Raw genomic sequence first — 12417 nt, forward strand, 5'->3', positions numbered from 1 at the left:
TCAGATGACATGCCGGATCAGATGAGCTCCAGGAGCGTGGCGTTCGCCATCCCGCCGCCCTCGCACATGGTCTGCAGCCCGAACTTGATCTGGTTCGCCAGCATGTGGTGGACCATCCGCGTCATGATCGACGCTCCGCTTCCGCCCAGCGGGTGTCCGAGGGCGATGGCTCCGCCCTGGGGATTGACGAGCTCCTCGTCGGCACCGAACTCGCGCACCCAGGCGATGGGGACGGGGGCGAAGGCCTCGTTGACCTCGAAGACGCCGATGTCGGCGATGGACAGGCCTGACTTCCTGAGGATGGCCTCGGTCGCAGGAATGACACCGGACAGCATCATGACCGGGTCGCTCCCCACAACCGACGTGGAGCGAACCCGGGCGATCGGAGTCTGGCCGTACGCCTGAGCGAGCTCGCTGGTCGTCACGAGCAGCGCAGCGGCACCGTCGGAGATCTGGGAGGAGTTCCCGGCGGTCACCCGGCCGTCCTCCCGGAAGGCCGGCCGGAGCCCGGCCAGGCTCTCGAGCGACGTGGTCCTGCGAATGCCCTCGTCGACCTCCAGCCGACCGGGGAACACCGCGAGCTGCGAGTCGAAGGCGCCGGCGTCGGTCGCTGCCGCGGCTCGCTGGTGCGAGCGCAGCGACCACTCGTCCATCTCGGTCCGGCCGATGTCCCACTTGTCGGCGACGAGCTCGGCACCCTCGCCCTGGTTGAACGTGTCGACGCCGTACCGGTCGAGCACCGTCTGTCCCCATGGGCACCCGTCGATGCGTCCGGTGCCGATCGGAACGCGGCTCATGGACTCGACCCCGCCGGCGATGACGAACTCGCTCTGCTCGCTGATGACCATGGCCGCCGCGAAGTGGACCGCCTGCTGGCTCGACCCGCACTGTCGATCGATGGTGACCCCGGGGAGTGACTCGGGCAGGCCGGCGGCGAGGACGGCGCTGCGGCCGACGTTGACGGACTGGTCGCCCACCTGGCCGACGACCCCCCAGACCACGTCGTCGATCAGACCCGGGTCGAGATCGAGCGGCCCCAGCAGCGCCGTCAGCGCATGGGCGGAGAGATCGACGGGATGGATGTCGGCGAGCGCGCCGTTGCGGCGTCCGTGAGGGGTGCGGACTGCCTGGATGATCACTGCGTCGGTCATGGTGGTCTCCTGGATTCTGATGGTTCTAGAGCTTGAGGGAGCGGCCGATGATCTCCTTCATGATCTGTGTCGTGCCGCCGTAGATCGTCTGCACCCGTGCGTCGAGGAAGGCGCGCGAGATGGGGGTCTCGAGCATGTAGCCGTAGCCACCATGCAGCTGGAGACAGGTGTCGACCGTTCGCTTGAGCAGCTCCGTGCACCACCACTTGGCCTTCGCGGCGTCGACGCCGGAGAGCAGGCCGTCGTTGTGCTCGATGATCTGCCGATCGACGAACGACCGCGCGATGTCGAGCTCGGTGGTGAGCTCGGCCAGTGCGAACCGGTTGCTCTGGAACGACCCGATCGGCGTCCCGAAGGCCGTCCGCTCGCGTGCGTACTCCAGCGTGATCTCGAGGCAACGATGCCCCGCCTCGACCGCCGCGATCGCGATGCCGAGCCGCTCCTGCGCGAGCTTCTGCATCAGTTGGCCGAACCCAGAGCCTTCCTCGCCGAGGAGCGAGGTCGCCGGGACCTCTACGCCGTCGAAGGACAGTTCGCACGTGTCCTGGCTCTTGAGGCCGATCTTCGAGAAAGGTTGTGACCGGGTGAGACCGGGGCTGTCAGCGTCGACGACGAACATCGAGATGCCACGGGCACCGGCTTCCGGATCCGTCTTCGCGGCAAGGATGAGCAGGTCGCAGTTCGTGCCGCTGGAGATGAAGGTCTTGGTGCCGTTGACGACGTAGGTGTCGCCGCGCCGCCGAGCGGACGTCCTCATAGCGGCGAGGTCCGAGCCCGCGCCCGGTTCGGTCATGGCGATGGCGAGCATGGAGGTGCCGTCGCACAACTCGGGGAGCCAACGCTTCTTCTGCTCCTCGGAGCCGCCGGCGATGAGGTAAGGGAGGCACACGTTGTTGTGCAGGGTCAGGCACATCCCCGACCCGCTGACCATCGCACGCTGAATCTCTTCGGCGACCACCACGTTGAACCGGAAGTCGGGCTCGCCGCCGCCGCCGTACTCCTCGGGCACGGCCATGCCGAGGTACCCCATCTCTCCGGCCTTGCGGAACATGGCCTTGTCGACGCGACCGTCGCGCTCCCACTGGTCGTGGTGGGGCGCGATCTCCCGCTCGATGAACTCCCTGAAGCTCAGGCGGAAACTGTCGTGCACTGGGTCGAAGATGAGACGACGCACGGGACCTCCACTTGCGTGCTGTGGCGTCCTGGACCAACTCGTGGACGGCCACTTGATCATCTATCATCATACATGTTGACTGACCTGGCGGGCCGTGGTGCCCACGGACGAGGGGATGGCGATGGACGTTCGTTTCACGACTCACGACGGCCTCAGGCTCCGTGGACACACGACCGGCTCGGCCGAAGATCCGACGGTGCTGCTCCTGCACGGAGGAGGGCAGACCCGATACTCGTGGGGCGCCTTCCCCGACGCCCTGGCCGGCGCTGGCTTTCACGCCGTCTCCCTCGACCTGCGCGGGCACGGTGACAGCGACTGGTCCGAGAGTGCCGACTACGGGTTGGCTGCGTTCGCCGCGGACATCCGGACCGTGGCCGAGCAGCTCGGCGGAGCTCCGGTGTCGATCGTGGGAGCCTCTCTCGGCGGTCTCTCGGCCATGGTCGCCGCTGGGGAGGAGCCGGGGACGCCCGTCTCGGCGCTGGTGCTGGTCGACGTCGCGCCGCGGATGAATCGCGGAGGCCGGGATCGCATCGAGGAGTTCATGACCGAGCGCCCCGAGGGCTTCGACAGCATGGCGGAGGTCGTTGAGTCCGTGACCCGCTACCTGCCGCACCGCGAGAGCCGCTCGTCGACCGAGCTCCACCGGAACCTGCGCGTCTGGATGGACGGGCGCTACCACTGGCACTGGGACCCGGCCTTCATGGCGAACGGCTCCATCCAGGGCGATGCCGACCAGACCGAGCGGCTGGAGCGCGCCCTGGGGAACATTCACGCGCCGGTCATGCTCCTGCGCGGATCCGAGAGCGAGGTGGTGCTGCCTGCCGATGCCGAGGCATTCGCGCGGGTGGTGCCCGAGGCCGATGTGGTCACGATCGCGGGCGCGCACCACATGGTCGCGGGCGACAGCAACGACGACTTCTCCTCGGCGGCGCTCGAGTTCCTGACCCGCGTGGTCACGACACCCGTGTCATCGCCGTCCTGACGCCCGGCGCAGGTGAAGTGCCGCTAGCATCTGGGCGTGGTCCCACCGCGTCGGGCCCATCGCCGACTGAACGGGACTCATGAGCGACAAAGAAAGTGCGATCGGAAAGAGGCGCCGACTGGCGCTCGAGCTGTCGCGGCCCGAGTACGTCGAGAAGCGCGAGCAGATCCTCCGGGCTGCCGCCGACCTGTTCGCCACCCGCGGGTATCGCGAGACGAGCGTGTCGGACATCGCCGAGGCCGTGGAGCTCGATCGGGCCACGCTCTACTACTACGTCGGCAGCAAAAGCGACCTGTTCGAGGCGATCGCGATCACGGCCGCCGAGGGCAACGTCGAGTGGCTCGAGGAGATCGTCCAGGGCGAGGAAGCCCCCGACGCCAAGCTCGGCCGGGCCGTCGAGCACCTAATGGTGTCGTACGCCGAGAACTTCCCGAACCTCTACATCTACATCCGTGAGCACGGTCGTCAGCTCGAGCTGGGCAAGAACCGCGACTCCCGCATGCGGGCCATCCAGAAGCGCTACGACCGTGCATTCGCCCTCATCCTCGAGGAAGGGCGACAGCAAGGCCTCTTCAACGACGACCTCCCCATGCGTGAGATCGGATACTCCATCGCCGGCATGGTGAATTGGTCGCACTACTGGTTCCGGCCGGGAGGACCCGTCACGGGCGAGTCGATGGGCAAGGCGCTGTCGACCCTCGTTCTCCAGGGCATCAGGTCCGGCCCTGTGCCTGCCGGTCAGGCAGGCGACTCCTCCGCCACGTAGAACTGCTTGCACCACTCACGCAGCGCGCGGAACGGGAAGGACTCGTCGCGCGCGAACGGCGGACGGCTGATGTAGGTCATGTTCTCCCACACCGGGAAGTCCGCCTCGTGCTGCGAGAACTGCTGCTTGGTCCAGCGGTCCCGCAGCTTCTCGTCGAGCGGTGACCCGTCGCCGCGCGTCTTGGGGATCCAGACCGTCGCCCGGTGGTCCGACGTCGTCGCGTCGATCGGGGTCGTCGCGGTGCAGGTGTAGACGGTGTCGAAGGACGTGAACTGGCTGGCCACGTAGCCGAGGCCGTATGCGTCGTTGATGATCAGGCCGTCGACAGGTCCATGCGGCGTCGCCCAGGTCGACGGCTTGTCCCCGCCGAACTCCATCATCACCTCGGTGCGGAAGAAGTGACCCTTCTCGCCGTAGGACTTCACGTCCGGGACCTTGGACGCCTGGTGGACGTACTTGAAGTGGGCTGCGTCGCAGCTGTTCTCGGTCACCACTTGCGGCGGGAACTTGACGCCTCGCCACTCGTGGGCCGTGTCCGGGTGGATGGGCCAGAACTCCACGTCGGCGGACTCGTCCCAGATGAAGGGGGAGGGCTCCCATGCGGGCTCCTCGCCGTTCGCGCCGTACCAGAGCAGGACTACGCCGTCGACCTCGCGCACCGGCCACTGCTTGATCTGGAGCCCCATCTGCTTGGGGCGCGAGTAGGGGATGTCGCAGTTGCGGCCCTCGGCGTCCCACTTCCAGCCGTGGAAGGGGCACCGGATGGCGTCACCCTCGACCTGCCCGCCGTACCCGAGGTGCGCACCGAGGTGGGCGCAGAATGCGTCGCTGATGTGCAGCGTGCCGGTGTCGCCACGGTACGCGGCGAGCTCCGTGTCGAAGTACCGCATCGGCACGCTCTGGCCGGCCGCGATCTCGTCGCTCCACGCGACCTGGTACCAACCGCTCGCGTAGGTCTCGTACAGGAAGTTGTGCATTCTGCAGCCCTCCGTCCGTCTCCGCCGGTTCCGCGGCCGCGTCGCCGTCGATCGTCATCATACCTGTTGACGGCTACTCTGCCACAACCGCGCTCTTGCGTCGCGTCCCTCGTCGCAGAAGCCCCGAAATCTCCGGGTTGCACTCAACATGCGCGTTGACTTCGACCTGGAGATCGGTATGTTGAGGCCCGACATGTCCCGAACACCCCCAGCAGATCGCGGTGCTGGGCCAGCCCTGTTCTCCCCGGTTCGCCTGGGCGCGCTGCGACTCCCGAACCGCGTCGTGATGGCGCCGTTGACCCGCCTGCGTGCGGACGCGGGGGGCGTCCCCGGTGACCTCGTGGCCGCCCACTACGCCCAGCGCGCCTCCGTCGGAATGATCGTGACCGAGGGAGTCTTCCCGGCCCGCAGGGGTCGTGCGTACGCCGGCCAGCCCGGTCTCGAGAGTGACGAGCAGTCCGCGGGATGGGCGAGAGTGGTCGAGGCCGTCCACGCGAGGGGCGGCGTGATCGTCGCCCAGCTCATGCACGCCGGCCGGGTGTCCCACCCCGAGCTGCTGGGTGGCCTGCGCCCGGTCGCGCCCAGCCCGCTCGGGGTGCGCAGCCAGCACGGTCTCCGCACCCCGTCCGGCAAGCGCGCCTATCCGGTGCCCGCCGCCCTGACCCGGACGGGGATCGACGAGGTCGTCACCGGGTTCGCGGCAGCAGCACGGCGCGCGGTCGGTGCCTGCTTCGACGGCGTCGAGCTGCACTTCGCGAACGGATACCTCGTGCACCAGTTCCTCTCGCCGCACACCAACGTCAGGTCGGACGGGTACGGCGGCGGTCCCGACGGGCGGGCGCGTCTCGCGGTCGAGGTCGCCGCGGCGGTGGCAGCGGAGACCGGCGCCGATCGCCTCGGAGTGCGGATCTCGCCGATGCACGACATCCAGGACGTGGTCGAGGACGACGAGGCGGACGTCGTCGCGACGTATGGAGTGCTGTCGGACCACCTCCGGCATCTGGGCATCGCCTACCTGAGCGTGATCCACGAAGACCTGGCCTCCCCGCTCGTACAGGGGCTGCGGGCGCGATCCGGCGCCGGCCTCGTGGCGAACTCCGGGCTCCGCACGATGACGAGGCTGCAGGAGGCGGACCGGCTCGTCGCTGGTGATCTCTGCGAGGCCGTAGCAGTCGGTCGCGGTGTCATCGCGAACCCCGACCTGGTCGGGAGGTGGCGCGATGGTCACGATCTCAATCCGGTCGACCCCGCGACGTTCTACACCGGCGGCCCGCGTGGGTACACGGACTATCCCGCTCTCGCCGACCACTGACCCGCGCTGCGCAGTGCGTGGTGGTCGATCAGCACACTCGTTGACAACAAATCCGAACTCCCGCAGGATGTGCCCGTGGACTTCGAGCTCGCGGACCAGGCCGACCGGTTGCGGTCCCGGCTGAGGGCGCTGATGGCGGACCACGTACCGACGGGCTATCTCGGTGCCTTCTCCGACGACCCAGCCGACCTCGAGGTGGCGCAGGCGTTCTGCCGGCTGCTGGCCGCCGAGGGCCTGCTGACCCTCGCGTGGCCCCACGAGTACGGCGGACGGGACGGGTCGGTGTGGGAGCAGACCGTCGTCCGGGAGGAGATGTGGGCCAACCACGAACCGCGAGGCGCCCAGTACATGGGCGTCAACTGGGTGGGCCCGGTCCTCATGCGTCACGGAACTCCCGAGCAGCGCCGGAAGCATCTTCCGCCGATCGGCGCGGGTGAGGTGGTCTGGTGTCAGGGCTTCAGCGAGCCCGACGCCGGCTCGGACCTCGCGTCGTTGCGCACCTCGGCGACCAGGAAGCCGGAGGGCGGCTGGGTCATCTCGGGGCAGAAAGTCTGGACCTCGTACGCCGAGATGGCCCAGTGGTGCTTCCTGCTCGCCCGCACGGGTGACCGGTCGTCCCGGCACGACGGCATCACGGTGTTCCTGGTGCCGATGGACTCTCCGGGCCTCGAGGTGCGGCCGATCCGCAGCATGATCGGCCCGCACCACCTCAACGAGGTCTTCTTCGACTCGGTCGAGGTCGGTGACGACGCCGTCCTCGGCGCCCCGGGCGAGGGATGGAACATCGTCCGCGAGGTGCTGGCCTACGAACGGGTGGGCATCGCGCGCTACGCGCGTTGCGAGAAGCTCCTGCAGTGGGCCCCGCGGGGGGTCGCGTCCTGGGACGCCGTGCCGGGCACGCTCAAGGTCCGGTGGGCCCGCGAGCTCGCGCGGACGCGCGCCGTGCGGCTGCTCGCGTACAAGGTTCTCGACGCGCAGAGCGGGGGCCGCGCCAACCCCGCGGAGACGGCTGCCTATCGGACGGCAGCCACGCTCCTCGACCAGAGCGTGGCCGACCTCCTCCTCGACATCGTTGGCGCCGACCTGCTCGGTCACGTCGAGGACGACGAGGACTTCCTGCGGGCGGTGGAGGATCACTGGCGCTATGCACAGGCGGCGACCGTCGCCTCGGGGACGCTGGAGATGCAGAAGAATCTGATCGGTCGCGAGATGGCGACGGGCCGTGGTTGACCGCGCGTTCGAGCCCGAGGCGCTCGAGTACGGACGGGTCGTGCGGACGGTCATCGAGGCTGCGGGCGGGCTCGAGCTCGTGGTCAGGTCCAGCATCGACCACGCGGCCACCGCACGCTCGATCGACGCCACGCTGGCCGGCGCGGGGGTCTGGGACCTGGCACCCCTCGAGGACGAGTTCCAGCTCCAGGCATCCGCGGAGTCGTGCCGGGTCGCGGGTGCGTTCGCACTACCGTGCCCGGTTGCCGAGCGTCTCGGTGCGCACGGTCACCTCGACGTCGACGCGGTCGCGTTGGTGGGTCGGGGCGGTCGCGTGTCGATCGCGGAGCCGAGCCTTCGTTGGATGGCGGTCGACCAGGACGCTGCGACCTACTCGGTGCAGGTGCCGGCCGACCGGGGCACCGGTCGCCTGGGTGCGTTCGTGGTCTCGGCCGAGCTCACGCCCACCGGCCGTGCCGACGATCGGCTCCTGGCCCTCCTCGTCACGCTGAACGCGCACACGCTGCTGGGCATGATGCAGGGTGTCGTCGCACAGACGCGTACCCATGCCCAGACCCGGCACCAGTTCGGCGCACCGCTGGTCAGCTTCCAGGCGATCCAGTACCAGCTGGCCGACGCATGGGTCGCGGTCCAAGCCGTCGAGGAGATGGGACGCTACGCGCTCTGGTCGCTCGCGTCCGGACGCGATTCCGCACTGCTCGACGCGGTGGCGCTGCGATCGGAGGCGTTGCACGCGGCGTCGACCGTCTTCCGGACCGGTCATCAGGTCCACGGGGCGACCGGGTTCTGTGACGAGACGCCGGTGTCGTGGCTCTCGCGGCACAGCCTGGCCCTCCGGGAGCTACCCACCGGGGTCACCGGCACCGACGCCTGGCTGCTCGGGCTGATCGAGGCGGAGGGCTTCGACGGGCTCTTCGGTCCACGGGGCGGGTCCCCGCACGAGCTGACGGCAGCAGCGCGGCGTGACTGATGCCGTCTCCGACCTCTTCTCGCTCGAGGGCAAGGTCGCGCTCGTCACCGGTGCATCGGGGACGCTCGGCCAGTCCTTCGTCCGCACCCTGACCGCCGCGGGGGCGTCGGTCGCGGCGGCCGGACGACGCTCCGAGCCTCTGCTTGCCCTGGCTGGGTCCTGCGCCGGGGTGGTCCCGATCACCGGCGACCTCAGCCACGAGGATGGTCCCGAGCACGTGGTCGCCCGGGTGCGCGCCGAGGTCGGGCCTGTTGACGTCCTGGTCAACAACGCCGGGATCGTCGGTGGCGTCGTCCGGGCCCAGGACGAGTCGAGGGAGTCCTTCGACCAAGTCCTCGCCGTGAACCTCACGGCACCGGCTCGTCTCAGTGCCGCGGTGCACCAGGACATGGTCGCGCGGGGCGGCGGCTCCATCGTCAACATCTCCTCGATCAGCGGAGTCGTGGGACTCGGCCGCATTCCTCAGGCGTCATACGTCGCGAGCAAGACGGGGTTGATCGGCCTGACGCGGGAACTGGCGCTGCAGTGGGCGTCGAAGAACATCCGCGTGAACGCCATCGCCGCGGGGTTCTTCGAGAGCGAGATGACCGAGGGCCTGTACGCCAGCGAGCGGATGTCCGAGTGGCTCGAGAGCAACACCCCGCTGCGCAGGCGGGGCGCGGCTCGCGACATGTCGGGCGCGCTCCTGCTGCTTGCTTCCGATGCCGGCCGCTACATCACCGGCCAGACCGTGACCGTCGACGGAGGCTGGACCGCGCGATGACGCACGATCTCGAGGCGCTACGTCGCCAGGTGGCCGACTGGTGTGCGGCGAATGTGCCGGCCGACTGGCGGATCAGGCAGGTGGGCATGAGCCAGGCCGAGTTCGTGGCGTTCCAGAAGTCATGGCTCGCCGGCCTCGTGGCTGCGGGCTGGGCGGCTCCGCACTGGCCTGAGGAGTGGGGTGGTGGCTACTCGCTCGACGAGCAGTCGGCCATCTTCGAGGAACTGGCCAAGGCCGGTGCGCCCCGGCTGGTCGTGCCCTTCGTGTCCCTGCACCACGCCGCGGCGACCCTCCTCCACGCGGGCACGGACGAGCAACGGGCGCGGCACCTGCCGGCCATCCTCGAGGGCGAGGTCTGGTGCCAGGGCTTCTCAGAGCCGGGCGCCGGATCCGACCTTGCGTCGCTGACGACCCGCGCCGTCCGCGACGGGGACGCGTTCGTGGTCAACGGTCAGAAGATCTGGGCAAGCCTCGCCATGTACGCCGACTGGTGCCTGCTGCTGGCCCGCACGGATCCACACGCCCCGAAGCGGCACGGCATCTCGTACTTCCTGATGGACATGTCGAGTCCCGGCGTCGAGGTGCGTCCCATCCGCCAGGCCAGTGGGGAGGAGCACTTCTGCGAGATCTTCCTCACCGACGTCCGGATTCCCGCGGCCAACCTGATCGGCCCCGAGCACGGGGGCTGGGCCGTCGCGCAGAGCACGCTGAACTCCGAGCGGGGTGCCACGGTGATCGAGCTGGCCGAGCGACTGTCGGTCGGGCTGGGATGGTTGGTCGACCTCGTCAAGGACGGCGGGCGCGATGCCGCGCTCCCGCTCCACGGTGACCACGTCGTGCTGGACCGGTTGGCCCGGCTCCACGCTCGCGCGCGGGCTCTGCGACTCCTCTGCGCCCGTGCCGTTGGCGAGGGCGTGCGCGACGAGCATCGCGGCACCCTGGCATCGGTCATCAAGCTCTATTACAGCGAGCTCCTCCAGAGCATCACCGAGTTCGGTGTGGACCTCAGCGGCATGGAGGGCCAGCTGGCCTCGGGTCGCGCGCTGAGTGCCGGGTGGGAGTCGGGGAACTGGATGCTGGACTTCATCGGCTCCTGGGAGTGGACGATCCCGGGCGGGAGCAGCGAGATCCAACGGAGCATCATCGGCGAGCGGGGACTCGGTCTCCCTCGTGAGCCCCAGGTGGCCTCGTGATCCTTCTCGACGTCGACGAGAGCACGCAGTCGCTCCGAGACTCCGCTCGCCGCCTGCTGGCGGCCGAGTCGTCGTCGGTCAGGGTACGGGAGCTCGCCGGATCCGGCCAACCCGCGCGCGCGCTGGATCAGCGGATGGCGCAGCTGGGCTGGTTCGGCATCGAGGTGCCCGACGAGCTCGGCGGGGCCGGTGCGACCCTCGCCGACCTGCGCGTGCTGGTCGAGGAGCTCGGCAGGCACTCGGCTTCCTCCCGGCTGTGCAGCTCCGGGGTGCTGGCGACGGGTGCCATCCTGCTCGGCGGCTCGACCGCTCAGCAGGAACGCTGGCTGCCCGACCTCGGCACCGGTGGGCGGTTCGGCACCATCGCCTTCGGCAGCCCCGAGTCGGGTGCGGCCGCTGCCGTCGTCGCCAAGCGCACCTCCTCCGGTTGGCGGCTCGACGGATCGGTGCCCCATGTGCTCGACGCCGTCGGGTCGGACCTGTTGGTCGTCGCTGCGCACGACCAGGCTCAGCAGACGGTCGTCCTGGTGATTCCGACGACTGCTGCCGGAGTCGTGGTGTCGGACCGGCCCCTGGTCGACCTGACGCGCAGGGTGGGAGCCGTCGTACTCGACGGGGCCGTTGTCGCCGACGCCGACGTGCTCGCACGGGGACGCGACGCCGAGGGCCTGGTGTCGGCCGTCCTCGATCGTGCGGCGGTGGCTCTGGCGGCGGACTCAGTGGGCGTCGCCTGTCGCGTGGTCGAGATGACCGCGGCATACGCGAAGCAGCGCGAGCAGTTCGGACGCAAGATCGGCTCGTTCCAGGCAGTGAAGCACCAGGCCGCCGACATGCTCGTGACGACCGAGGCGGCACGCGTGCTGACCGAGGACGCGTGGGTCCGCGTCAGCGAAGACCCGTTCGGCTCGGCGCTTGCGGCGTCGATGGTGAAGGACTACGCCGTCGAGGTCGCCGCGAAGGTGGCGGGCACGGGCATCCAGCTGCACGGGGGCATCGGGTACACCTGGGAGCACGACCTGCACCTCCTGCTGAAGCGCGCCAAGTTCAACGAGAGCTTCTGCGGTGGCAGTCGGTGGCATCGACGGCGCAGCGCTGCGGCCATCCTGGCGGACCGCTGAGGATCAGCGACCGGTCCACACCGGCGGTCGGCGCTCGGCGAACGCGGCCGCGCCCTCCTTCGCGTCGTCCGAGGAGAACACCGGGTCGACGAGCACCTCTTGCCGTGCCCAGGCGTCCTCCGTCGACAGGTCTGCCGACTCCCGCACCAGGTGCTTCGACACCGTTACGGCGAGCGGGCCGTTGGCCGCGATCCGGGTGGCCAGGGCGAGGGCCGTCTCTAGCGCCTCGCCGGCGGGCACGACGTGGTTGACCAGCCCGATCTCGGCGGCGCGGGCGGCATCGATGGGATCTCCGGTGAGGATCAGCTCCATCGCGATGCTGCGCGGGATGCGGCTCGCCAGCAGGATGGCGGCGCCACCCGCGGCGACCAGGGCTCGTTGCGTCTCGGGCACGCCGAATCGGGCCGTCTCGTCGGCGACGATGAGGTCACAGGCGAGCAGTAGCTCGAAGCCACCAGCGAGCGCCCAGCCGCTGACCGCGGCGACGACGGGCTTGGTGGGCGGCGTCCGGGTCATGCCGCACAGCCCGCGACCCTCGATCGCGGGCGTCTCCCCGCGCAGGAACGCCTTGAGGTCCATCCCCGCCGAGAACACCCCACCGGCACCGGTCAGGACTCCGGCGCGAAGTCCGTCGTCGCTGTCGAGCTCGTCGACGGCATCGCGGATGCCGACCGCGACGGCGCGATCGAGGGCGTTCTTCGCCTCGGGGCGGTTGATCGTGATGATCTGCACGGCCCCACGACGTTCGACGAGTACTGCGCTCATGGCGAGCTCCGTTCCG

The 12417-nt window shown here is 69.5% G+C and carries 12 protein-coding genes; 8 read left to right on the forward strand and 4 right to left on the reverse strand.

Annotated elements, in window-relative coordinates:
- Nucleotides 1-17: 17 nt before the first annotated feature.
- Both ACYVKX_RS10570 and ACYVKX_RS10575 read right to left on the reverse strand, forming a co-directional pair.
- Entirely contained in the window at nucleotides 18-1151 is a 1134-nt protein-coding gene (locus ACYVKX_RS10570; protein WP_460831764.1) for a thiolase family protein, read from the reverse strand.
- A gap of 25 nt (nucleotides 1152-1176) precedes the next feature.
- Complete coding sequence (locus tag ACYVKX_RS10575; protein WP_460831767.1) at nucleotides 1177-2325, reverse strand: acyl-CoA dehydrogenase family protein; 1149 nt, start codon at nucleotides 2323-2325, stop codon at nucleotides 1177-1179.
- Nucleotides 2326-2446: 121 nt separating this feature from the next.
- Between ACYVKX_RS10575 and ACYVKX_RS10580 the strand changes: the two genes are divergently transcribed.
- A complete protein-coding gene (locus tag ACYVKX_RS10580) occupies nucleotides 2447-3307 on the forward strand; it encodes an alpha/beta fold hydrolase (protein ID WP_460831770.1) in 861 nt (286 codons plus the stop codon).
- Nucleotides 3308-3386: 79 nt separating this feature from the next.
- Nucleotides 3387-4073 (forward strand): TetR/AcrR family transcriptional regulator, encoded by a 687-nt coding sequence (locus ACYVKX_RS10585; RefSeq protein WP_460831773.1) that lies wholly within the window; start codon nucleotides 3387-3389, stop codon nucleotides 4071-4073.
- Here the strand turns inward: ACYVKX_RS10585 and ACYVKX_RS10590 are convergent.
- Nucleotides 4046-5050 (reverse strand): Rieske 2Fe-2S domain-containing protein, encoded by a 1005-nt coding sequence (locus ACYVKX_RS10590; protein ID WP_460831776.1) that lies wholly within the window; start codon nucleotides 5048-5050, stop codon nucleotides 4046-4048. The two genes, ACYVKX_RS10585 and ACYVKX_RS10590, sit on opposite strands and share 28 nt — an antisense overlap.
- A gap of 193 nt (nucleotides 5051-5243) precedes the next feature.
- Between ACYVKX_RS10590 and ACYVKX_RS10595 the strand changes: the two genes are divergently transcribed.
- The 6 genes from ACYVKX_RS10595 to ACYVKX_RS10620 all read left to right on the forward strand — a co-directional run bounded on the left by ACYVKX_RS10595 (nucleotide 5244) and on the right by ACYVKX_RS10620 (nucleotide 11636).
- Nucleotides 5244-6362, forward strand: coding sequence for an oxidoreductase (locus ACYVKX_RS10595; RefSeq protein ID WP_460831779.1), 1119 nt, complete (start codon nucleotides 5244-5246; stop codon nucleotides 6360-6362).
- Between the two features lie 75 nt (nucleotides 6363-6437).
- The gene (locus ACYVKX_RS10600; protein ID WP_460831782.1) at nucleotides 6438-7592 is read left to right on the forward strand and encodes an acyl-CoA dehydrogenase family protein; all 1155 of its coding nucleotides are present in this window, start codon (nucleotides 6438-6440) and stop codon (nucleotides 7590-7592) included.
- A complete protein-coding gene (locus tag ACYVKX_RS10605; protein WP_460831785.1) occupies nucleotides 7585-8562 on the forward strand; it encodes an acyl-CoA dehydrogenase family protein in 978 nt (325 codons plus the stop codon). The genes ACYVKX_RS10600 and ACYVKX_RS10605 overlap by 8 nt, the downstream gene beginning before the upstream one ends.
- Nucleotides 8555-9325 carry an SDR family NAD(P)-dependent oxidoreductase gene (locus ACYVKX_RS10610; RefSeq protein WP_460831788.1) on the forward strand — a complete coding sequence of 257 codons (771 nt, stop codon included), beginning with the start codon at nucleotides 8555-8557 and terminating at the stop codon, nucleotides 9323-9325. The genes ACYVKX_RS10605 and ACYVKX_RS10610 overlap by 8 nt, the downstream gene beginning before the upstream one ends.
- The gene (locus ACYVKX_RS10615; RefSeq protein WP_460831790.1) at nucleotides 9322-10518 is read left to right on the forward strand and encodes an acyl-CoA dehydrogenase family protein; all 1197 of its coding nucleotides are present in this window, start codon (nucleotides 9322-9324) and stop codon (nucleotides 10516-10518) included. Before ACYVKX_RS10610 ends, ACYVKX_RS10615 begins: the two co-directional genes overlap by 4 nt.
- On the forward strand, nucleotides 10515-11636 hold the full coding sequence (locus tag ACYVKX_RS10620; protein WP_460831791.1) for an acyl-CoA dehydrogenase family protein: 1122 nt from the start codon (nucleotides 10515-10517) through the stop codon (nucleotides 11634-11636). The genes ACYVKX_RS10615 and ACYVKX_RS10620 overlap by 4 nt, the downstream gene beginning before the upstream one ends.
- Before the next feature lie 3 nt (nucleotides 11637-11639).
- Here the strand turns inward: ACYVKX_RS10620 and ACYVKX_RS10625 are convergent, their stop codons facing one another.
- Entirely contained in the window at nucleotides 11640-12401 is a 762-nt protein-coding gene (locus tag ACYVKX_RS10625; RefSeq protein WP_460831793.1) for a crotonase/enoyl-CoA hydratase family protein, read from the reverse strand.
- Between the last annotated feature and the right edge of the window lie 16 nt (nucleotides 12402-12417).

The sequence above is a fragment of the Nocardioides hungaricus genome (genome assembly GCF_054782915.1).

Coding starts and splice junctions, on each gene's coding strand:
- ACYVKX_RS10580 (WP_460831770.1), top strand. CDS start 2,447: ATGGACGTTCGTTTCACGACTCACGACGGCCTCAGGCTCCGTGGACAC.
- ACYVKX_RS10570 (WP_460831764.1), bottom strand. CDS start 1,151: ATGACCGACGCAGTGATCATCCAGGCAGTCCGCACCCCTCACGGACGC.
- ACYVKX_RS10615 (WP_460831790.1), top strand. CDS start 9,322: ATGACGCACGATCTCGAGGCGCTACGTCGCCAGGTGGCCGACTGGTGT.
- ACYVKX_RS10585 (WP_460831773.1), top strand. CDS start 3,387: ATGAGCGACAAAGAAAGTGCGATCGGAAAGAGGCGCCGACTGGCGCTC.
- ACYVKX_RS10625 (WP_460831793.1), bottom strand. CDS start 12,401: ATGAGCGCAGTACTCGTCGAACGTCGTGGGGCCGTGCAGATCATCACG.
- ACYVKX_RS10595 (WP_460831779.1), top strand. CDS start 5,244: ATGTCCCGAACACCCCCAGCAGATCGCGGTGCTGGGCCAGCCCTGTTC.
- ACYVKX_RS10590 (WP_460831776.1), bottom strand. CDS start 5,050: ATGCACAACTTCCTGTACGAGACCTACGCGAGCGGTTGGTACCAGGTC.